The following is a 22,678-nucleotide window of genomic DNA, read 5'->3' on the forward strand; positions in this document are numbered from 1 at the left end:
CCTCTCCTTTGATCTTATCTTAAAAAAAATGTTGTAAAGATAGTATCAAGGTTCGCTGGATTTCTTTATATCTTCTTTATACGATGAGCTGTAACACAATCTGTCTGTTTACAGCGAATTAGCGGATTTATCTTCTTGCCCACCCTGTTATATTTGGTTATACTTGTCTCACTTAATCTAGAAAGGAGCAATCAATAATGCAGTTTACGATCTCGGGTCTGGTCTTAATCCCGTTATTTCTTGTTACTTGCTATTTGATTCTGCGTTACAATGCTGCTCAGCTTTCACTTTTTCAAAAAATAACGGTTGGAGCCTTTGTTTTCTATAGTTTCGCTGTCCTTTACTTGACTTTTTTCCCTTTTCAAATCCAAACAGGGGTCTATGCCAATCAATCCGATTGGCTTAGTCGCATCAACTTCTCCTTAGCAGCAGATCTTTCGATACTCCCTAATCTCATTATGTTGGCGCCATTAGCTGTTTTTTATTATCTGATGGTAAAAAAAACTTCTGCCTTACGAGCTGTTCTGCTAGGTTTTTTAGTCAGCTTTAGTATCGAAGTACTGCAGTTTTTAAGCAATTATTTCCTAGGCGGCTGGCGAGGGGCAGATGTCGTAGATTTGATTGCAAATACCTTTGGGGCATTACTTGGTTATTTACTCAGTCGCTTTCTTTTCACTGTGCTGCCTGAGCGATCCTTTCTTAGAAAATTTATGCTTCATTCCCCTAGTGAGTCGTAAATCAACTATCGGAGCAAGCAAAAAAGAGCCCGTCAAAAGGCTCTTTTTCGTATCTGTCTATTCGAAAAGAAAATCTTGCAGTTTTACTAGATGAGTATTGCTGTTGCCGGAAATCAAGCAGATCACTTTGTTTAGCGATTTGTTGAAACGATCGTGGCACCAAAAGGCATCAATGCTAGACCCGCTAGTTTCAGCGACTGTTTCGCAAAAGGAATCCCAATAATCGTAATCGTTAAGAGAATGGCACTCATCAGATGAGCGATTGCCAAAGGTATTCCTGAAAAAATCAGCCACAGGATATTCAATAGCAAAGAAACTCCTGAACCACTATAGACAACTTCTTTTCCAAAAGGGGCCAATGATAAAGAAGCGAATTTAAAACACTGCAAACCAATCGGGATACCGATGATCGTCACACACCACAGACAACCGGCCAAAAACCACGAAATTGCACCAAGCAATCCACCAAAAATCATCCAAATCAGGTTTCCTAAACAACTCATACTCATCACATTCCTTTCCTTTGAAAAAAGCGGCCATCATAGATGACGACCGCCTTGCATTATCCTTCGTTCGTTTTTGATTACATTCATTTAGCCAACTGCTTATTCGTTAGAATTTCCGCCAAATACACCCGTGATCGAAGACCAAAGTCCACTGAAGAAGTTTTTAACATTTTCCCAGAGACCTTTGGATTTTTCTTCAATTTGTTTGCGGGCTTCTGAAAGATCCAACTCTTTGACAAAATCTTCAAAAATATTTTTGTCTTTCATGTTGCTCATCAATGTTGTCAATTCAGTAACTTGATCCGAAGTCACGATTCCCTCTAAACCATTGTCTTTCAATGCTTTTTCAACAGTTGCTTGAATATCGGATTGAGTCAACTCTGAGCCATCAGCTGTTTGAGCAGCTAGCTCTGTTTTCGCTTGTTCTTGTGCAGCATTCAGAGCTTCATCAGAATAGCCTTCTTTGTCTTTGTTTTCTTCTGTAATGGTTGATAAGACATCCATTTCATCTTGCGCAACACTGACACGATCTTGATTGATGATGCCGCCGGATTCTTCAACGATTTTGTAGACTCCTGCCAATGCCCCAGAACCGTCAATCGGTACAGCAGAAGCTACTGTTAGCTTAGCATCTGTGATCCCAGCAGTCAGTGCGGCATTTTGGTATTGTGCGGCAGTGATGCGGGTGATATTTTTAGGTGTCGCAATATCCACCGTGATTCCTTCGCCACTATCAAGGGTCTGCATGCGGACAGAACTATACACCGCCCAATCTTTAGTAAAGCCACCATCAGGGATATATTTCATTAAATCGGAACCTGAAGTCGTATAGATCGGTGTTTCTCCTTTGATCCCCAGTTGATCCAGGGTATAGTTTTCTTGCTCTTTTGTTAATGCATTACCGATGGCTACCGCATTGATCTGCAATTTTTCTTTACTATCCGTCGTAGAAGTCGCAGTTTCTGAGCTTGCTGTCTCTGAAGCTGCCGAAGACGAGGTTTCGATCGTTTGTGAGATTGCTGAGCTCCCTTCACTTGAAGTTGATTCTTCAGCAAATGCTAATGGTGCGGCAACTAAAACTTGGCTAGAAACCAAGAGAGTGGCTAAAATCATTTGTTTTTTTCTGATATTTTTTTTCATAGTATCCTCCATCTAACTATTTTCCTGTTTCTATTATTGTACTATAAGAGATACGTTTCGACCTACGGCTAGGGTCGGATTTGAAGGAAAATTTATGATCTACTTGTTTAAAGAAAAAAATAAAATGTTTTTTTATCGCAATATTGAGGATACTGACTACAAACGTATTTATTATCTTTATTACATTTGTTATTGACTGTGTGGTTACCCGACACTATATACTGATTATTAGGAGGCGAACGATGAAATTACTGACAACAAGTGAACTAGCAACCTTATTTTCTATTTCAAAACACACAATCCGGCACTATATTGATATTGATTTGCTGACACCTAAGGAAAGGAGAGACAATGGTTATTTCTTTTTCGATGAAGAAAATGTTTATAGATTATATCAAATTATCGTTCTTAGGAACATTGGCTACTCTCTTAAAACAATTAAAACGGTTTTAACTGAAGAGGATGTAGCCCACTATTTTTTGGAAGCTGAACAAAATCTTCAAAAAAAAATCGACGAATTACTTGCTATAAAAAATACCGTGCAGAACATCATCCAGGCTCAAGAACGCTACAAGCTAAATGAAATAACTTTCTTTGAAAGAACGGATCGCTACTTCCATCCTTTTCCGGAATCGGTTATTGATAATTCCGAGATTGATTTGATCAAAGCAACAAAAATGAACTTCTCGTCCCTCGATCAAGTATTCTATGTTCATAATGAAAATGAAGTGATTCCTTGCTTTCAAAGCAAAAATAAAGAGGATGACCTTTTCTTTGCTAAAGGGACTTATGCCAGTATGAGCTTTATCGTTAATACGGAAGACTGCATTAAAAAAAATATTGATCTTTTTTTAGCTGATAAATTACTGGCTATAAAGGATACTTCACCACATCATTTCTTAGTTTTTGAAAATATCTATTGTTCATTAGCCTATAATAATGCCACCATTTTTACTGTTGAGATTAAATTATAAGAAAAGAGGATTGGATATGTTTACAGTAACAACGGAAACAATTGCGGATAAAAGAATTCGTGAAGTAAAAGGAGCTATCTTTAATGAACAAGTCATTTCAATTAACATTGTGAAAGATACAATCAGTGGTATTAAAGGGATATTTGGCGGAAAATCTACTACTTATTCTAATGAATATTCAAGCGGAAGGAAATTGGCTCTTTTAGAATTAGAATCACAAGCTCGTAGTCTATCTGCAAACGCGATAATCAATACCCGTGTTAGTTATAATCAATTTGTAAATTCTGATATCATGCTCATCGTTGTAACAGCTAGCGGAACAGCAGTTGTTGTTGAAGAATAGATGCACTAGGCTTTCATCTATAAAAAATCAGCTTACTAAACAATGTAAGGCAGCATTATGCCGTGATAGCTCATTCTTTCCACATTAATTTTTCGCCTGAGAAAAAAGTATGTTTTTTTGAGAGTCTAGGTATAAGACCCTTTTAATAACTCACAACTCCAATCAAGCGGCACTATTTTTTCCCAGCAACAAGTATAGGAAGAAACGTCTATCATTTACACTATGCACAATTAAAAACAAAAATCACCTGTGACAAAGTGATTTAAATAGAAAATTTATTAGAAAAAAGAAAAAAGCCTTCGCTTCTATTTGTCTATTAATATATCTTCAATCGCTAAACACATAGACCTCTTAACAAGTCAAAAAAGTACGGCCTATCGATCAATCCTGAGTAGATTGACCAGTAGGCCGCTTGTTCATAATTGAATCTATTCCTGCTTCTTCATTATGAAGTAAGCGTTATATGCCTCGTTTCTTTGAAACTTATAAGAGTTATCTAAGGTCTGTATGCTATCAATACTCAAACTGGCGATAGTAGCGTCGTATCTCCATTGGGTGGCAATTCATTTGCTCGACATAGGCATCAATACGTTGTGTCACGCAATGCATCAATAAATGAGACAGTACACGGCCACGATATTTCTCACTGATTCCTGAAACAGGATAGTCTTTCGTGTCGATCAATGTATAGTCGCCACAAATTCTTGGCAATAATTTAGCTACTCTTTCTGATAATGGCCGCTGTTCATCTTCGCCTAAAAAGACGGTCACAGGGGTTGTTTCATCAACGATTTCCAACGTCCCGTGAAGAAATTCAGCGGCGTGGATTGATTTAGAACGCAACCAGCTTTGTTCTTCCCAGTAACACATAGCGTAAGAATAAACAGCACCCCATTGATTTCCCGCACCGATGAAATAGTGCATCGCATCATGACGATGTTTTTCCGCAAACGATCGGCCAAATTCATCCGCTTGTTTCTCTGCTTCTACTAATCCTTTTGCTAGATGCTGATCCAATTCTTGATAATACTCTTCGTAATCAGGAAAATCCCCATGATTTTTCATTAAACGATCCGCAACCATAAAGAATTTGATTTGTTCTGTTCCTGGTGCAGGATACGTGATGACATGGTCACACTGTTCTGCCAAGACACTGCCTTTTGTATCAATAAATCCTAGTAATGTCGCTCCTACTTTTTTGATTTCTGCGACAGCCTTTACCACTTCTTGTGTCGTACCAGTGACAGATGACAAGATAACTAATGAGTCTTTTGTCAAGCGACGGTTCCCTGTTGTATAGTATTCCGCCGCATGTTGGACATAAACAGGCAGATCACTTTTTCCATTGATATAAGTAACTGCTTGCATAGCAGAAGCATACGTGCCGCCAATTCCTAGATAATAGATCGCATCAAAGCCTTTTTCGTCAAGGGTGTCGACCAACTTTTCAATTTCTGGGCGCAAGTCTAACATTCCTTGGATATCGTCAATTTGTTGTTGTTCATTAAATTTAAGCATTTTTCCACCTCTAAATTTTACTTTTTAACACTTGATCAAAATCGTCAAAAATACGTTTACTTAAATCGATTCCTTTAGCAGCTGCCCCAAGATAGGAGAAAATTTGAAACGGAATAACTAAGAGCAACGGAGAAAAAAGTTCCTCACATGCAACATCCAGCCCAAGTGTATCGGAGTCAGCCGCTGCTGCTACAGTGATTGTATAAGCTTTCCCCACATGAGAAGTCATATAATCACGCAATAACTGAGATCTTGTTTGATTCGAGCTTGGCGCTTCAATAAAGAAAAGCACATGTTCATGGTTTGCTTCAAGATAAGGACCGTGCATATACGCTTCTAATTCCACGCCTTGAGAAGGTACTCGAACAGTTTCGGTAAATTTCGTTTCAAATTCTTTTGCGGTTCCCCAGTTTGGACCGTAACCAATTGTCACAAACCGATTGGCTAGTTTAAAAGTACTGACGTTTTTCTCAAAAAAAGCTATCGTTTTATCAATGACTTGAGGAACGGCCTCAATCATCTTCTCTAACTGGCTTTTGATAATCGACACTTGGTCATCGGACAATAAGCCTTTGCTGTAGCCAATCGATACGCCTAACAGATAGAGTTGCAATACCGTTGCGACATATCCCTTCGTCACGAATCCAACGGTCTCGATCCCGGTTCCTAGATCAATTCTTTCGTTTACTTTTTGCACAAGGGGGCTTTCGAGATCACTGCTCAAACCGATGGTGTAAAGACCTTGCTCTGACAAATGCGCCACGGCATCTATTGTCGAGGCACTTTTTCCACTTTGAGAAACCGCCAGAACTGTCTCAATTTCTTTTGAAAGATGACCATAATGATTAAAGTGGTATGGTTCCTCGATCGTGACAGTGATCTGCGCCAACTTCTCCAGTGCGTACTTTGCTGCTAAACAGGCATTGGCAGAAGAGCCTGTTGCCAAAATCATTAAATGTTCAATCGCTGATCTTCTTTCTTCTTTTTTAGGAACAAATCCCTGCAATATCTCAGCCAATGTTTCTTGCTCTTCCTGAATATAATCCATCATCGTTGCCACAACAATTCCTCCTTAAAAAAGTCCAATCAAGGATCCCAAAATACCAACTACTGCTAATCCAAGCAGAATAATCAACGGCTTGACTTCTTTTTTCAGCAGATAAAAGACAGCCCCAAACGCACCTAATGATAAAATTTTCGGGACGATATCATCAAAGATACTTTGTACTGTAACAGCATTTTCACCCGAACCGATCTGTAATGGGATATTGATATCGATCATCGTAGCTGTCATTCCTCCCACGACCATCAATCCAATGATCGCGGCGCCGTATGTTAAGCTTTCCATCATGCCGTTTTCCTGGATTTTCTTTAAAAATCCTGTTCCAAGCTTATATCCCCAACCAGTAGCAAAATAACGAAACAGTAAATGAGGAATATTGAAAATCAGCAGAAAGAGAATCGGTCCCAATATGTTTCCTTGTAAAGCCAATGAAGTTCCTACTCCAGTGGCGATCAGCCGTAACGTTCCCCAAAAGAAGGAATCCCCAATCCCAGCTAAAGGTCCCATCAAGGATGTCTTGATGTTATCGATCGCTGAGGAATCAAAATTTGGATCATTCACATTTTCTTCTTCCATCGCTGCATTGATTCCTAAAATAAGTGTCACGATATGAGGGGTCGTGTTGAAAAATTCCAGATGACGTTTCAATGCATCGGCCATCGATTCTTTTGTTTTGTAAAGTTTCTTTAAAATCGGAATCATCGCATAGACATAAGCCAGGTTCATTTGCCGCTCATAGTTCCATGAGAACTCCATTTGAAACGAACGCCAGAAGACACGATTCAATTCTTTTTTGGTAATTTCGGCTTTCTCATTAGAAGTCTTCATCATCATCTAGTACCTCCCCTGAAGTCGTTTGAATAGATTGCCCTTGTCCGCGTATGTTTCTTAGATTCACAACTACAACGGCTGTTATCGCACCAAAGATTGCAATTCCTGTAACAGGCAGCTCTAAATAAGCTGCTAATGCAAACCCTAAAAAGAAATAAGGAGCAACTTGTTTATTGATCAGTAACCTAGCCAACATGGCAAATCCAAGAGCTGGGATCAAGCCAGTTGCGACTGATAAACCGTTCTGAACAAAGGCCGGAATCATATCCAACAATTTACTAATCGTATTACTGCCTACCATGAAGGAAATCGTAACTACAAGGGCCAACATCAGTGATAAGCCAAAACCTGCCAATAAGTGCATTCTTTCCACACCTTTGTAGTTACCATCTGCCGCGTACAAATCGGCTTTTTGGTTCATCATAGGAATGAGCAGTCCCAAGTAAACATTTTTCAAGATAAGTGTCAATGTTGCGATCGGGAGTCCTAACAATAAAGCCGTCTCCGTTCCCGCTCCTGCTGTAATTGCAAAGGCTGTACCAAGAATCCCACCAGTTACGACATCGGGCGGAATAGACGCACCAACAGAAAAAGAGCCGATAAACGCTAGTTCCAGTGTTGCACCCATAATGATTCCGGTGCTGACATCCCCTAATACGATTCCTGTAAACAATCCAGTAACAATAGGACGCGACAGTAATGACGTTCCTAATGCATATTCAGATTGCGCGATAAATGCAACAATTCCAAGTAATATTGCTTGCAGCATCTCTGTTACTCCTTTCTTTATAAAACATCTTCGACAGCGACTTTTTTATCTGAAGGTACTTGCCGGATATCGACAGCGATTCCTTTAGCAACCATTTTTTTCAGAAGTTCTTCTTCAAACGGTAAAACATTGACTGCTTTGCCAATATTCTTGGTGCCTTCTTTGGCTTTGATCCCGCCCAAATTGATTTTAGTGATCTCTGGATAGTTTTCCGCTAACTTATAGGCATCTTCAATGGATTCCACCACGATGAACAACTTGTATTTATCGGTCACACCGCTTTTCAACGCATGAATAGAATCTTCGATTGTTTTGATTACTAGCTTAACGCCTTGTGGTTTAGCTAGTTTGATCGTTGTCTTACGAATGTCATTTGTCGGCACATCATCATTGGCGATCAAGATACAATCTGCCCCTAAACTTTGCGTCCAAGAAAATGCAACTTGTCCATGTAAGAGTCGGTGATCGACTCGTGTCAAAATAATCATGTCGTTCCTCCTAAAATTCTTCTTCTTCGATTTCTTTTACTACACTCTCATTGCAGAACTGGATCATATCTTTCGAATTAGCCAACGTTTGGTGGATCGTTTCTGAGATGGCACCTCCTCCTTGAAGTTGTGTTGTCAATTCAATCAACAATGGCAAATTCAATCCTGCGATCAAGTAGAAATTCGGTTGTTGGATATAACGTAAAAATTCATTGTTCACACTGCCACCGAAAATATCTGTGATAACGATCATTTCGTGCTGTTTATAGGTTTCCATCAGTGTATCTATAGTTGCTGTTAGATCGAATGCTTCTTGAACATAACAATCAATGGCAATGACTGATTGTTTTTTTCCACAAATAAGTTCTAAAGAATGCAAGATTCCTGATGCAAATCTACCGTGTGATGCTAAAATAATGATTTGCTCCACTGCTTTCACCTCTCTTTGCGCCAAGTTACACTTTATTAAACGCAAAAAGCGTGCCAAAAAAAGTGGCACGCTTTCCTTATCGATTAAAAATCCGCTTCAACCATTGAAGAATCCGTGTTTCCAAATAAAACATCATAGATATAGCAAACTTCAGATTCTGGTATCGCGACACTGTAAACCTTTTCAATGACACTAAACGCCTTTTTGATCTCTTTCAGCTGTTTTTCATGACACTGAAGCAGTGTGTCGCTGGCATGATAATTCTCAATGGCTTCATTTCGAATCAGTCGTTCGATCAAACAACTTGTATGGACAAACAACGCAAGCTTGCGGTCATTAGTGATTCTTTGCTGCCATATACGTTCCAGATTCCCCACAAAGAATTCCATTTGAGAAATCACTTTCTCTGTATCTAGAATCGTCACAGATTGAATCACTCGATCCAGCGAAAAGTTTCTTACTAATTGATTGTTCACATAAGCAATCATCTCTTCATCCAATTCTTCTTTCAGCCAACTTAATAGCACTGCTGTACCTGCGCCAGAAATCAGTTCTTCTAAAGAAATAAAAGGAGCCAGCTCTTGACGAGGTTTGTTGGTTCCTACAACACCAACAATGTCATACGATGTCAAAGCCTGTTTGACATGTTCCCTATTTTCCAACTGATTGAACTCATAAGGGAGAATTCGAATCTGTAAATGATCTGGAATGCTCTTTTCTAATAAATTTGAGATTTGAACCGCAGTTCCAATCCCTGTTGAACACGTTGTGATGACAACTTTCTCTTTTTTCGTTTGCGGAAGAATAATCTCCCATTCATTTTGACTGTAGGCATTTACCCGTTCTGGAATTTCCCTCAGCGAAACATTTTGCTGGATACATTCCCCCACAGCGATGGCTACACTTGTCGTTACATTGTTCATCATGACGATTGGAACCGTCAATTCTGGAATATACTGATAGATTTCTTTCAACGAACCCATGTCGAACAAGACCACTAGTCCATTAGATACATCATTTTTTTGAATATATGCAGTGACCCTTTCTGCAATTTGCTTGGGCGTGACATCTAATGGCATATCGAAAGACTGAAAAACCGATTCATTCAACAAACGATTCGCTACATTCGCAATGCTGCTGGCAGTTGCGTAGCCATGAGCCACGATGATACTTCTCGGAAGCAATGAATCTTTGGTATACCCCATATCGTTGATATAGAGTGTAAAGATAATGCGGTCCATACTGGTTAGCTCGATATCCAATGCTTTTTGTACTAGCCCTAACAGATTTTCGGTGTAGCGATCACTTGTCGAATAATGCTTTTTAACGCTCTTCAGTAGGTTCTCTGTCAATAAAAGTTTGTCTTGATCATCCGGCAGCCACTCCACATTTCGCCGCAGCCATAAATAATAACTGATCGTATAAACCATGCTGCCGTTAAAGCTGATTTGGAAGGAATGTTCAATCTGTTCCATCATTCGCTGGACATGCTCGGTCACAAAAATCATCGTCCGCTGCTTTTGTTCTTGCTTATGATCAAACAATAAATTTTCGAATAGTCTTTCAATCACTTTAGAAATAGGATCAGCTGCAGCTGTAAAATCCTGTCCTGCCTGGACATAATTGAGCAGGATCTGTTCATATGTTTGAATGATCTTTTGTTGTTCTGGCTCACTTTCGGCAGTCAGCTGCTGGATTTGCGTTTGCCCATCGATAAGAATCGATTGCGTCGTCGCTGACTCATTGGGTTCATCTGTCAATTGCAGTAAATGTTCTGGTAAATGATAGACCGTGACTGCTATTTTTTTGGCTTTCCGCTTTAGACTAGCAGTATAGCTTTTGGCAGTAATAATCTTGATCGTACTTTTCAATTCACCGACATTCCCAGAAAAATGACTCGTCGTTAACATTTCGATCACTTGAGGTGAGAGTTCTAACGGCAAACCGATGCGCTTTTGCTCTTCAAAAAATGCTTGCAAGATCAGTTGCTTCCGTTCAGAAATCGTTCGTTCTTCCAAAGCAGGCAATGTCGCTTGGATCGGGATTCGCCGCAAAAAAGTTGTTAGAAAAGTTTGTTTCAAATCTTCTGTCGTTGCAAACACCAACCGACAATCCACCGTGACTGGTCGTCTTGTATCCCCCATTCGATAGATGACACCTTGATCCAGAAAAGTGAATAATTTTTCCTGTCCTTCAGCATTCAACCGATGAACTTCATCGAGAAACAAGACACCGCCATCTGCTGCTTCAAAAGCACCAGCACGATCTTCCTCTGCGCCGGTAAAAGCCCCTTTGACATGTCCAAATAAATTACTAGTCAATAGCTCTTGGTTGTTGGCGTACTGTGCGCAATTGATGGTGATCAAAGGCGCATCGACTTCCAATAATTCATTGGCCACACAATAGTGATGGAACATTTTTACCAGAAAACTCTTCCCCGTCCCACTTTCCCCCGTCAGTAAGAAGGGAAGCCCACCATTTGGATAGAAGGCGGCCATCTTGATCTGTTCAATGACTTCTGCCAGACTGCCTTTGCTGCCGATCACACTGGAAAAGAAATCTTCTTTTTGATCAAAAAAAGGTTTTTCCGCCGCAACAGCAGCCAGACTCTCGTATACGTTTTGTGTTAAGGGGTAGTTTTGGCTCTCAAATGCCTGCTTATGAAAAAAATAAACGGGTCGGGTCGCAATTTTCACTAAACGACCTTCTTCCGTTAGCTGATTCAAATAGTGACTGATCGTGTTTCTCTTGACTGAAAACTTCTCGGCAATATCTTTCGCTGTAAAGACATCGCTTACATTTTCTGCAGAGAAAAAAGCCGTCTGGTTTTGCAAGTAAGCAAGTAATTGTTCTTTCATCGCTGTTCTCCTTGTCCTCTTTCTCCGTTTATCATAGCTTACGATTCTTAAAAAGCCAAGAGGTGACAGAGGAAGTTGCTTAGAATGAATAATTTCGAGGATATTTCCCTCGACTATAGGTCATCTTGAAAAGAGTCCTTAGCATAAAATTTATGATCCAATAAAAATCACTCAAGGCAGTCACATTTTTTTAGACCGTTCACAGATCTTGCCCTTCCGCTAGAGACTCTTTTCATTTTCATAGATACTTCTATTTCTTGCAATCTAAAGTAAATCATCAAAGCTGACGGTTCCGCAACAAGTCCTCCCTTTTTATTCCTTTACAATACTCTCTACTTATTGCATTCTATTCCTTTCTTAAATCGTTGCTTCCGTATGATCCCGGCTCAAGGTATATAGGCTGGTTTCGACTTTGAAGTAGTCTTCGACTAATTTTTTCAACTCAGCCATTGCGGCATCAGCCCGCAAATGTTGTTCTTCATTGATTGATTCAACGAACAATACTGCGTTGACGGTCTCTTCTTTTAACATCGTGCGTTGCGCTTCTCGCCAATTTAAACAGCGGCAGATGGCTCCTTGCTCGTCATAGTAAATCAATTCTCCTGCTAGAGCTGGCGCATCCGCCTCGGCGCCTAATGGGAAAAATGACTCCCCACCCTTGGCTAGTCCAAGGTGTAAATCACCTGCGATTGCAGCCAAATCTTCTCCACCTAAAGGCATCCCATACTTCATAGAGACACTATTGTAGAGATCTACTAATGGATTGATTGGAAAAAAAGTTCGATCTTGATTGACACGCTTCAACAATGCTTCTATGGAAGAACGGGCACCTTTTTTTGTTTTAAATTTTTGGAAAGCTTCCCGCCATTCTTGGACAACTGGATTTTCACTGAAGGTTGCATTCGTTAAGAATCGCTTAGCTTCGCGCTTACCGTTTTCCAGCAATTCCGTAAAATAACTTTCTTTTGCAGGATCTATTGAATTGTCGATCCCTTTCACAACGAGACAACTAATTTGTGCTTGGGGAAAGATTTCCCAGAATGCTTGATCAATCACTATTTTCTTCATTACTTTCACACTCCAAATGTATTAATAAAAAAGCGGCAAAACAATATTTGCTAGTTCCGCCAATTGATTCCAAAAGTTGATCATTATTTAAACCTGTCCTTTTAAACTAGGGAAGGTTGATCACATTTTTGAAAAAGAAAACGATTTTCTATCCTACAGTGCCGATTTCTCCTGCTCTATCTAATTAGTAGTCTCTTTTTCCACCATTCTTTACAATCGCCCAATCCGATTCAATAGATTCTCTGATCTTTGAAAGTAAATTTGACACCGTTTCTATTTCTGATGCGGATAGTTGAGTGGTAGCGATTTTGTTCGAGTATTCGTTTTCTCTTAAGATAAACTGCACAACATGCTTTCCTTTTTCAGTTGTGTATAAATGTTTGATTTTTTTATTGAACGGATCGGATTCTTTTAAAATGAATCCATTCTCTTCCAACTTTCGGACAGCTCTTGACAGCGTTGTCCGATCGACTTTAATCACCTCTGCTAATCGTTCAGGGATAATCCCCTCATTCTCAAAAATACGAACCAAATAAATATACTGCCCTTTGTTCAGCTTTAACTCTTTAAATTCAATATTGGCAATGGCATCAAGCATTCGGCTAATCGAACCAATTTCTCGTAAAATGTCATTCATTCTTCTTTCTCCTCTTCTATCATTATCCTACCTTTTTATTGTTGCAAATGCAACATTTTTTCGGAATAGAAAAGAGCGAAACCAATGTTTCACTCTTTTAAAAAATATTTTTATCACTTATACGTTCTGTTGCTAGTTGATCATATTTCGCCAACCACATGACTAACAACAAAGATTGTTTCATTTGCTCATTGCTTGGAGGAAGAGAGCTAAACCATTGATCATTCACTAGAACCCGTCAGAGGTATCCTCTATCTAAAGACTAGCTGATTTTTTCCCTCAGTTCGTTTTGTCTGCTTTTCTGACACGTATTCTCTTTTATTCAAAAAAGAACTCTTTAGAATTGTTTCTTTTTCATAATCGAAATACTGATCCTCACAGAGAGTGCAAAAAGTAGCATAGCAATTACTAATGCAATAAGAAAGAGCATCCCCATGCTGACGATGGGCAATGTGTTCAATTGAGCAATCAGATCAACATTAAAGAAGAGCTTTGCCCCTTTTACAATCACAACACCAGCGACTATCAGAAGTCCAACAGCACCAATAATGGCAATTCTGCCCTTTTCGCCGCCAAACTTTAGTTGGAAGGGAATCATAATAGATTGGATGATGATCATAACAGGCAGAATCATTGCTGCAATCTGCCAGATCTCAGTGAGAGAAGTAGTATCTCTAACAACTGTTGCAATCAATCCTAAGAAAGTTGCCAAAAGCCATGAACTAAATCCCAGTAGAAATCCTAGACAATATTTTTCCAGCACATAGCCCACTCGAGTAATAGGTAAAGTGAATAAAAACGCATACCCATTATCAAATTCATCATAGCTGATAGTGCTTAATGTGAATAAAGAAAGCGCAAAGGTTAAGAAACCTAGTGGGAATGATACATCCTCTGTAAACGAGATCATTCCTATTACAATCAAAAGAATAACCAAAAAGAAATTTTTTTGTGTGGCCATCAATTTAAAATCTTTTACCAACAAACCTGTCATTATTCACGCCCCCTTACCATCATCATAATCACTTCATCAATTGATCCTTTTTCAATGACTATTTTAGGAAAATTCTCCATATAAAATTGTTTTTGATTCGTTAAACAACTATACCCATAGCTTTCTTCTTTGTATCGGAGAATAAATTGTTTATCCAGTTCTTTGTATTGCTCCGGATCAACTTTCAATAGTGCATAATCACTTAACAAGACATCGGTCTCTTCGTGTAAGATCATTCGTCCATCATGGATCATATAAAGATCATCACAAAGTGTTTCTAAATCACTAGAGATATGGGAACTGATCAAAATCGCACACTCTTCATCTTTTTCCATGAACTCTCTCAACATCAAAAGTAATTCATCTCTGGCAATCACATCCAAGCCAGCTGTCGGCTCATCTAAAAGCAACAATTTAGCGTGATGCGATATAGCTACTAATACTTTTAGTTTTGCTTTCATCCCTGTTGAAAAATCGTTGAGTCTTTTATCCACTGGTAGTTGGAATCGCTGAATTTGTTCGGTAAAAAAGTCTTCGTCAAATTCGCTATACATTGTCCGTAAAATAGGAACAATATCTTTAATCCTTAAATAGCCGCTGAAGCCAGAATCGGATAAAACAACACCTAACTTTTCCTTCTCTTTTGGGGTGAGTTCTTTACTATCCTTGCCTAAAAGTGTGATCTTCCCACTGTCAAAAGGAATTAAACCAAGAGCTGCTTTAAACGTAGTACTTTTACCTGCTCCATTTTGACCAATCAGCCCTGTGATAGTACCTTTTTGAACTTCTAATGAACAATCAAGAGAAAAATTATCATACTGCTTTTTTAGATGCTCAATTTTCAACATGTTTCAACCCTCCAATATCAATTCAAACAAACTTTTTATCTCTTCATCACTAATCCCGCAACGTCGCCCTTTTAGAATTGCTTGTTCCAAGTCTTGTTCCAGCTCCTTTTTTTGCTCTTCCAATAAAAGCTCTGTATTGGTAGCAGCTACATAAGTTCCTTTCCCGTGAACCGTTACTGTAAAACCTTCAGATTCTAACGTATCATAGGCTTTTTTGACCGTTAAAGCACTGATCTTTAATTCTTTTGACAGTGTGCGGACAGATGGCAACGGATCATTCTCATTCAGCTCCCCATTTCGAATATGCCCTTTGATTTGATCGACAATCTGCTCATAAATCGGCACCATTAAGGAAGTATTAATAATCAATCTCACATTTTCTTCCCCCTTCTCGTTACAAACAGTATATAACAGTACACAACTGTTATCAAGTGTTATATACTGTTTATTAAAAAATTTTTGAGTTTTTACTGAACATAAACAAAAAAAGCTAGGCAAAAGCCTAGCTGAGAACACGATTTAATCGTGAAAGATAGATAGTTATTTCATGCGTATGATAATTGTCCCACCTATAACACTCACAATCATTATGCCGAGGACAGGCATCCAACTCGCCTTCTCATCATTTGTCTGTGGAAGTTTTTTATCATTCGTTTTATTTGAAGCGTTTAAGGCAGCAGAGTGACTTGATTCTGATTGATTGTTCTGAGTCCCTAACATGGACGAATCAGTTGTGTTTGGTTCTGTCGTACTTGGTTCCGTTACGCTTGGTTCGGTAACACTTGGCTCCGTTACGCTTGGCTCTGTCGTGCTTGGTTCCATCGTACTTGGCTCTGTCGTACTTGGCTCCGTTACGCTTGGTTCGGTAACACTTGGCTCTGTCGTGCTTGGTTCCATCGTACTTGGCTCTGTCGTACTTGGCTCCGTTACGCTTGGTTCTGTGACACTTGGCTCTGTCGTGCTTGGTTCTGTGACACTTGGCTCTGTCGTGCTTGGTTCCATCGTACTTGGCTCTGTCGTACTTGGCTCTGTCGTACTTGGTTCCGCTGTGCTTGGCTCTGTCGTACTTGGTTCCGTTACGCTTGGTTCGGTAACACTTGGCTCTGTCGTACTTGGTTCCGTTGTGCTTGGCTCTGTCGTACTTGGCTCCGTTACGCTTGGTTCTGTGACACTTGGCTCTGTCGTACTTGGTTCCATCGTACTTGGCTCGGTGGTGCTTGGCTCTGTGACACTTGGCTCGGTAACACTTGGCTCCGTTACGCTTGGTTCCGTTGTGCTTGGCTCTGTCGTGCTTGGTTCCATCGTACTTGGCTCTGTCGTACTTGATGTTTCTTTTTTAGTATTGGTAATAATGATGGTACCATCCTCATTGGTTACCGCACTTTCAAAGTCATCTGGAACATTGACTTCTTCGACAGTGTAAAAGAAATCTTCCCCTTGGTTATTGTACTTTGGTAATACTACATTTTGGCCTTCAACTGGGACTTTTGTGCGTGTTCCTTGATAGCCCTCGCCTTTATTCAAGGTTAAACTATCTGACGTTTGCCAACTTTCAGCACTAACGGTGGTTGTTCTTTTGACTTGGTATTCGATCTGATCAGGAATCTCAGCATCTGGAACATTGATCCACTTCTTCATAATTTTCAATTCTACGACAGGTGCCTTGATGGATGGAATAGGAAAATCTAAATATTCACCATCACTTCCTGTTGTTAATGTCGTACGTCCATTACACAAGACCCATGTTTCTCCTTGAAACTCAGCGGATTCTGTATTTATTCGAACCTGATAAGTTAGGGTAAGTTTTTCATTTTCACCTAACGCGATGTTGCTGATAGAGATGGTTTGATTAGCTTCCGTTACTTGAACTGCTGCAACAATTTCAGGAGCTTGGATCCATGCTCCTTGTTCATTTTTGCACCACCCGACCAATTGATAATGGCTATTATCAAACGTACCGGCTCCTTGTAAAAGGATTCCTTCCCCCATAGGGTCTGTGATCGTTCCATTGGGAATCGTTTTATCAATGTGGTTCGCAATTTCTTTCAATGCTGAACCAAGACCGCTAAGGTTTTCGTCCGTCGTCAAATAATTAGCCGGTGCAGTAGCAAGATTACGGGCAATGTATTCGCCCCTTGCCGAAGGTGCCGTTGCCACTGAATAAACCTTAAAGTTCGATTCCTTGATGTCAACGATCGTTCCTAATGTTTCATCAGTCACCACTTGACTGCTGACTGGAACTGCTAAACTATCTGATGAGGTCTTACTTGTTGTATGGTATTGAGGATTAGCTGTTTGGAAAGCTTTGGTATAGCTGCTAGTATGATAGCCATTATAATCATCGATCTTTCCTGTATTGGGATACACAGTTGCATTTTCAGCAGGTAAATAGCTGCGATTGGCACTATCATCGCCAATATGGATAAACATCTTTTCAGCTTCAGGTCGACTTTGTTCAAGAAGCAGACGTTGTCCCTCCATCAAGCCTTTTTGCATAAATGTTCCTGAGTGTGATTCCGCCGTATGCTGTAAAAAATTTTGCAGATAATCGATGTCTGTGGAGAAGCCATTCGTAGAATAAGTTGTTCGGTTATAGGCAACAATTCCGATACGAATAGAGCCGTTTGACAGGGAATCTCCTAATTCCTCACCAAATTGTTGCAGCCCTTTTAAGGCGTTGGTTAATTTCTCTCCTTTCATAGAGGAAGAGTAATCAATCACAAGGACAAGATCAACTGGATTATCTACTTGATTCCCTTTCACATCTAAAGTAACGTCAAAGAGACCTTGCTGCCCGGCTACCTCTTTGACACTCTTCTTTACATAAGCTTCATCATGATAGTTCACATAGTTTTCACTATCAAAATCGACACCTGGTGCATTGCCGTAGTCATAATTATAGGTATCCCCTTGTTCGACACCATCAGTAATATATTGTCCAGATTGATTGGCTTGATAATCAAAATCATAAGTAGCAGCACTTGCCTGTATACCAATAAAAATGACCATTGATCCAATAATCATTAGTAAAAAAGCAATTGTTTTACCTGATCTTTTTTTGTTAACTTGCAATTCTTACACTCCTTTATTTCATGTCCACTCATTTAATGGGAGAATCATCGTTTAACTGTGAACGAAATTTGCCAATCCAAATTGTAGTTTGTTTCGGCTAACAAAAGAGGCAAAAAAATGCAAATTTCAAACACAAAAAAACATCCTTTTTTGTACTATGATAAAAGAAAATTGATACAAAAAATTACTAGATCGGAGGCAAATCGATGGAACGATTCCATACATTTTTTGGGAGTGGCCTCAAAAAAGACGTTGAGTTACTGCGCTTTTTGTATTTGCAAAAACGCTTTGTCCCTATAGAAGAAATCAGTCAAACATTAGGTCTCGATCGTCGTTCTGTTCAAAAGAGCTTTGACTCATTGACCAAACAGCTGGCAAACAATCAAGCAGAAAAAAACGAGATTCTAATTGCCAAACACGGATCCGGGTATAAATTCAGCGGCACCAAAACAGACTATAAACGATTGACGAGTCAGCTTTTAGCATCCAATCCTTTTTTTCAACTACTTAAAACCCTGCTGCTGCAAAATGAAATCAATTTGATCCAATTTGCTGCTAACAATTTTTTCTCTGAATCGACTGTTCGTAAAAGAATTTATGAATTAGAAAACGCATTGACTCCTATTGGCTTTTCTTTGCGAAAACAAAAAGGCATGGTTCGATTAATTGGTGACGAAGCACGTATCAGATATTTTATGGTCGCCTTCTTTTGGCGGACATTCTCTGGGTTGCATTGGCCGTTCAAGGGACTCTCACAAAAAAAATGTGAAACGATCGCTCAAGACTTCTATCAAAATAACCAGATTCCTTTCAATAAAATCGAATTAAGAATGACGACGTATATTCTAGCCGTCACTATTTTACGTTTTCGCAAAGGGCAGTCGATCCCAACGGATTCATTGGAGATAGCACCTTTTCTCGCAGATGAAGACTTGCAATTGTTTCAACAACTGACTGATCAGAATACGCCCATATTCAATCACTTAGCAGAAGAATTATCCGAACACTTCTTTCTACCAGAAAACGAACGCCGTTTTTGTTTTCTTTGGCTGCAATCCAATCTTGACCGTACATTTAAGGAATCTCAGCTAGAGACTTATTTTTCGTCGAATGAGGCGGAGAAGCCCCCTACTGCCATTCAAGAAGTGATTGCTTCAATGGCCTCACATCATGAGAGAAAAACATTCCCATCCTCTCAGAAAAATCTGATGTTGAACACCATTTTAAATGGCATTCTCTCCATTGCGCTTTTTGGAAAAACCGATCATACGTTGGCAGGCTATGACACCGTCCAATTTCTCGCAGAACATTTCCCAGAATTGCGGATGCAGTCAGAAAAACTTTTAGAACAGACAAGCTTGTATCATGATGAACCACTCAATCGCAAAGGACTTGCATTGCATGTCGCAACGGCTTGGACGCAAGTGATATCACCCGCTGCGTTTCAGAAACAAATCAGAATCAAACTCGAAACGGATTTACCTTTAGCCGTTTCACTGACAATAAAAAAACTGATCAAAATGCCTTTCCAAGGCTTTTATAATATTGATATTCGCGAACACTTTGACCAAGAGGCATATGATCTTTGCTTAAGTACCACACCGTTGACTGAAACTTTTGAAAAAGTCCCTGTATTACTGATCAATGCCCAGATCACACTACCTGATTTGTTGGCGATCCATCAAGCCCTCGAGGAGCTGACCCAGCAAAATCGTCCGCACCATTGAAACTTAAGCATGCAGTTAGTCATTGAGAAAAATAGGATATCCTGCTCCCCCTTCTTGCTACCGCATTCGTTAGTTCCAGTTGGTGATTGTTACAGGAAGACGATAACCTCTTATCTGATGCTGACAAACAATCGTATAAGCAATCTGTCACTATTCCAAATTGGCTGACAGATTGTTTTTTTACTAGTATTCGGATGGTCTTGATAGATAATATACAGTCAAAGTATTTATTTCACTACAATTTCTTTTCAAGCAGTGCTTCTCTGAATAGCTTCACACCTTCGAAAAATCGGCTCTCAACCTGCTTTCATTCTCATAAATACTTTTCTGATTAATCTTTTGAAGAATCAACCGATTCTTATTATTAGTGACACTTAGCAGCAAAGAAAGAATAAGGAGGTTGATACTAAGAAATGTTTCTATAATTGAAAGTTGATTGTTGAGTTAGTTGGTTTGGCCATTTGTTGACTGCTTCAATGTTTTGGATAGAGCCAGTCAATGAAAAGGCAAAATGATAACGCACATTTTTTGCCTGAATCAACAGATGATTGCCACTCCTCCCAACTATTCAAACCTGATGAAATTCAGTAACGCGCTACCCTCGTTTTTATTATTTCTATATGTAAGGAGAACAGATGAGTGTCCAGAATCGATGATTATTTAAAACAACAAATGCAGCAATCCACAAAGCAAACCGTGGAAAAAGATATTTTTTTAGGCCACTCCCCTAACGAAATCATCTACTTCATCACAATCCATGAATTATTAAGATCCCCTGATCAGTTATGTCATAAACTAAAAGACCAAATTTCGGAGAGGGACGCAAAGGTCGTGATCAATGGAAATATCTACGATCATGCCCTTATCAAAGTGCTAAAAGCGGTCATCGAACTGAAGGCGGATTATTCAGTTATCGTCCGCGATGGCTTTAGAGAATATAACAAAAATCTTCGCAGTAGTGAACAAGTTGGTTTGCTCGTTGTCAAGTCAGCTAAATAAAAAACTGCTGCCTCTCAAAAACAGAGGTAGCAGTATTTTCGTCTTTCCATCAAACGATAACTACGATTGATTGCTCGTTGCTTCATTTATTATTTCAAAGATTGCTTTCTTTCCGATTATGTTGACGATAAAAGCTGAAAAAAATGATTGCATATAACACCGCTGTAAAACCAGTGACGGCAATCGAATTTGTGATCAAAATCCCCAGAAACAGCAAGACGAGAGAAACAATCGCCAAACTTAAATAACCTTTACGAAAAAGATTCTTTTGCTTAATGGCTAAGACAAAAGCGGCCAGACTGATCAATAGCCAGATCAAAAGAACAGTGTAGGAAAGAGATCCAGCTAAATAGCCAAACAATTTGTCTCCTAAAAAATAGGAAAGCACAACACCTAAGTATAACGTTCCACTACAAAACATGATTGCTCGTTGCGGGACACTATTTTTATTTAAAGCAATAAATTTATGCTTAGCATTGCCATTGTTGCTCAGTCGGAAATACAGGATTCGCGAAGACGCATAGATTCCTGAATTGATCGAAGAAAATAAAGCCAGAATGATTACCAAATTCACGATGTCCGACGCGAAAGGCAAATGGATCTTTTGAAAGACCATCACGAATGGACTCACATTCGGATCCGCTAACTGATTCCACGGGTAGATGATCAGTAATAGAAACAGCGGAATAATATAAAAAGCTGTGATACGGGTCATGACCCCTCTGATCGCTTTAGGAATCGCTTTTTTTGGATTTTCTGCTTCACTGATCGTGATTGCCACCAATTCTGAGCCACCATAGGAATAAATAACTACTAGCAATGAGTTGATAAATCCTTGAATCCCATGAGGGGCAAAACCACCATGGTCAGTGATTTGACTAAAAGTCGGCAAGAAGCCAATGTCAAGTAGTTGTGTGCCGACTAAATAGATGCCAATAATGATCAACGCAATCACTACACTGATTTTTGCCCAAGAGAGCCAGTATTCTGTTTCTGCAAACAAACGTACAGAGAAAAGATTAATGGCTGTTGTTAAAAGGGCCAAAATCAAAACAAAGACCCACGCCGGAATATTGGGAAACCAAAGCTGCAAAAAGCTGGCAGCTGCTACCGCTTCGGCAATGATATTGATCATCCACATCGACCAGTAAAGCCAATCGATAAAATCAGCCGTATGCACCCCCAGATAAGGTTGGACCAACCCAGAAAGACCATGTTGCTTTTGATCTTCTAGAACCAGCTTTCCAAGTCCTGTCATCACCATAAATAAAATAAGACCACAAAAAATAAAGGCGAGTAATACCGAAGGACCGGCCAAGTCGATCGCTTCTCCGCTTCCTTTGAAGAGGCCAGCACCAATTGCTCCGCCAAGAGCCAACATAGTAATGTGGCGAGTTTTCATTTGTCTTTTTAATTGATTTTCTTCGTTCATAAGATCCTCCTTGTTTCTCCGATAGGCATAAATGAAATCAATCAAAAAAATCATCATTTCTTATAACTGGTTTCAAAAAAATAACGGAGCTAAGCTCCTTGCCCAGATCATACACAGTTAAATAACCTATTGCAACTAAAAATTGAAAAAATAATCTATTTTTTCTGAAAATTCTATCATATTTTAATCTTTTTCAGTTCCTTCAAAGAAACGTTCTTATTCTATCAAAAGGGTGACAATCCGT

The 22,678-nt window shown here is 39.4% G+C and carries 21 protein-coding genes; 5 read left to right on the forward strand and 16 right to left on the reverse strand.

From position 1 onward, the window contains the following. The first annotated feature begins 197 nt into the window (after window positions 1–197). Window positions 198–737, forward strand: a complete 540-nt coding sequence (locus IGJ45_RS12915) for a VanZ family protein (protein WP_349703655.1) — start codon at window positions 198–200, stop codon at window positions 735–737. 131 nt (window positions 738–868) lie between these two features. On the opposite strand, the gene IGJ45_RS12920 is transcribed toward IGJ45_RS12915, so the two are convergent. Further along, window positions 869–1,240, reverse strand: coding sequence for a YccF domain-containing protein (locus IGJ45_RS12920; RefSeq protein WP_003125563.1), 372 nt, complete (start codon window positions 1,238–1,240; stop codon window positions 869–871). Between the two features lie 102 nt (window positions 1,241–1,342). Then, window positions 1,343–2,383, reverse strand: coding sequence for a DUF1002 domain-containing protein (locus tag IGJ45_RS12925; RefSeq protein WP_113849319.1), 1,041 nt, complete (start codon window positions 2,381–2,383; stop codon window positions 1,343–1,345). 242 nt (window positions 2,384–2,625) lie between these two features. On the opposite strand from IGJ45_RS12925, the gene IGJ45_RS12930 reads away from it, so the two are divergent. Next, window positions 2,626–3,357, forward strand: a complete 732-nt coding sequence (locus IGJ45_RS12930; RefSeq protein ID WP_349703656.1) for a MerR family transcriptional regulator — start codon at window positions 2,626–2,628, stop codon at window positions 3,355–3,357. Window positions 3,358–3,373: 16 nt separating this feature from the next. After that, entirely contained in the window at window positions 3,374–3,700 is a 327-nt protein-coding gene (locus tag IGJ45_RS12935) for a YbjQ family protein (protein WP_029486440.1), read from the forward strand. Window positions 3,701–4,213: 513 nt separating this feature from the next. Here the strand turns inward: IGJ45_RS12935 and IGJ45_RS12940 are convergent. From IGJ45_RS12940 to IGJ45_RS13000, 13 genes are all read right to left on the reverse strand, one after another. Next, window positions 4,214–5,218, reverse strand: coding sequence for an SIS domain-containing protein (locus tag IGJ45_RS12940; protein ID WP_060813774.1), 1,005 nt, complete (start codon window positions 5,216–5,218; stop codon window positions 4,214–4,216). A 10-nt stretch (window positions 5,219–5,228) separates the two neighbouring features. Further along, window positions 5,229–6,278 (reverse strand): SIS domain-containing protein, encoded by a 1,050-nt coding sequence (locus tag IGJ45_RS12945; RefSeq protein WP_349703657.1) that lies wholly within the window; start codon window positions 6,276–6,278, stop codon window positions 5,229–5,231. 12 nt (window positions 6,279–6,290) lie between these two features. Continuing rightward, complete coding sequence (locus IGJ45_RS12950; RefSeq protein ID WP_034706995.1) at window positions 6,291–7,112, reverse strand: PTS system mannose/fructose/sorbose family transporter subunit IID; 822 nt, start codon at window positions 7,110–7,112, stop codon at window positions 6,291–6,293. Beyond that, entirely contained in the window at window positions 7,096–7,881 is a 786-nt protein-coding gene (locus IGJ45_RS12955) for a PTS mannose/fructose/sorbose/N-acetylgalactosamine transporter subunit IIC (RefSeq protein ID WP_219645136.1), read from the reverse strand. Before IGJ45_RS12955 ends, IGJ45_RS12950 begins: the two co-directional genes overlap by 17 nt. 17 nt (window positions 7,882–7,898) lie before the next feature. Continuing rightward, window positions 7,899–8,369, reverse strand: a complete 471-nt coding sequence (locus IGJ45_RS12960) for a PTS sugar transporter subunit IIB (RefSeq protein ID WP_029486434.1) — start codon at window positions 8,367–8,369, stop codon at window positions 7,899–7,901. A gap of 10 nt (window positions 8,370–8,379) precedes the next feature. After that, window positions 8,380–8,799 (reverse strand): PTS sugar transporter subunit IIA, encoded by a 420-nt coding sequence (locus IGJ45_RS12965; protein WP_349703658.1) that lies wholly within the window; start codon window positions 8,797–8,799, stop codon window positions 8,380–8,382. 83 nt (window positions 8,800–8,882) lie between these two features. Continuing rightward, window positions 8,883–11,657: a sigma 54-interacting transcriptional regulator gene (locus tag IGJ45_RS12970; protein ID WP_257602125.1), complete on the reverse strand. Its 2,775-nt coding sequence runs from the start codon at window positions 11,655–11,657 to the stop codon at window positions 8,883–8,885. 357 nt (window positions 11,658–12,014) lie between these two features. Next, a complete protein-coding gene (locus IGJ45_RS12975) occupies window positions 12,015–12,725 on the reverse strand; it encodes a B3/B4 domain-containing protein (RefSeq protein WP_349703659.1) in 711 nt (236 codons plus the stop codon). A gap of 184 nt (window positions 12,726–12,909) precedes the next feature. Then, window positions 12,910–13,362, reverse strand: a complete 453-nt coding sequence (locus IGJ45_RS12980) for a MarR family winged helix-turn-helix transcriptional regulator (RefSeq protein ID WP_003125551.1) — start codon at window positions 13,360–13,362, stop codon at window positions 12,910–12,912. A gap of 337 nt (window positions 13,363–13,699) precedes the next feature. Then, window positions 13,700–14,356, reverse strand: a complete 657-nt coding sequence (locus IGJ45_RS12985; protein ID WP_171917291.1) for an ABC-2 transporter permease — start codon at window positions 14,354–14,356, stop codon at window positions 13,700–13,702. Next, the gene (locus tag IGJ45_RS12990) at window positions 14,356–15,204 is read right to left on the reverse strand and encodes an ABC transporter ATP-binding protein (RefSeq protein ID WP_003125549.1); all 849 of its coding nucleotides are present in this window, start codon (window positions 15,202–15,204) and stop codon (window positions 14,356–14,358) included. Before IGJ45_RS12990 ends, IGJ45_RS12985 begins: the two co-directional genes overlap by 1 nt. A 3-nt stretch (window positions 15,205–15,207) precedes the next feature. Beyond that, on the reverse strand, window positions 15,208–15,579 hold the full coding sequence (locus tag IGJ45_RS12995; RefSeq protein ID WP_003125548.1) for a GntR family transcriptional regulator: 372 nt from the start codon (window positions 15,577–15,579) through the stop codon (window positions 15,208–15,210). Between the two features lie 165 nt (window positions 15,580–15,744). After that, the gene (locus tag IGJ45_RS13000) at window positions 15,745–18,228 is read right to left on the reverse strand and encodes a VWA domain-containing protein (protein ID WP_438768772.1); all 2,484 of its coding nucleotides are present in this window, start codon (window positions 18,226–18,228) and stop codon (window positions 15,745–15,747) included. A gap of 254 nt (window positions 18,229–18,482) precedes the next feature. Here IGJ45_RS13000 and IGJ45_RS13005 point away from each other — a divergent pair, with 254 nt between their 5' ends. Both IGJ45_RS13005 and IGJ45_RS13010 read left to right on the forward strand, forming a co-directional pair. Further along, window positions 18,483–20,003, forward strand: a complete 1,521-nt coding sequence (locus tag IGJ45_RS13005) for a helix-turn-helix domain-containing protein (RefSeq protein WP_311828140.1) — start codon at window positions 18,483–18,485, stop codon at window positions 20,001–20,003. 639 nt (window positions 20,004–20,642) lie between these two features. Then, the gene (locus tag IGJ45_RS13010) at window positions 20,643–21,002 is read left to right on the forward strand and encodes a hypothetical protein (protein ID WP_081131963.1); all 360 of its coding nucleotides are present in this window, start codon (window positions 20,643–20,645) and stop codon (window positions 21,000–21,002) included. 94 nt (window positions 21,003–21,096) lie between these two features. Here the strand turns inward: IGJ45_RS13010 and IGJ45_RS13015 are convergent, their stop codons facing one another. Beyond that, window positions 21,097–22,434: an amino acid permease gene (locus IGJ45_RS13015; RefSeq protein ID WP_103300204.1), complete on the reverse strand. Its 1,338-nt coding sequence runs from the start codon at window positions 22,432–22,434 to the stop codon at window positions 21,097–21,099. Window positions 22,435–22,678 lie beyond the last annotated feature (244 nt).

This window comes from Enterococcus sp. DIV0574 (assembly GCF_051711125.1).
Classification (GTDB): Bacteria; Bacillota; Bacilli; order Lactobacillales; family Enterococcaceae; genus Enterococcus_D; species Enterococcus_D gallinarum.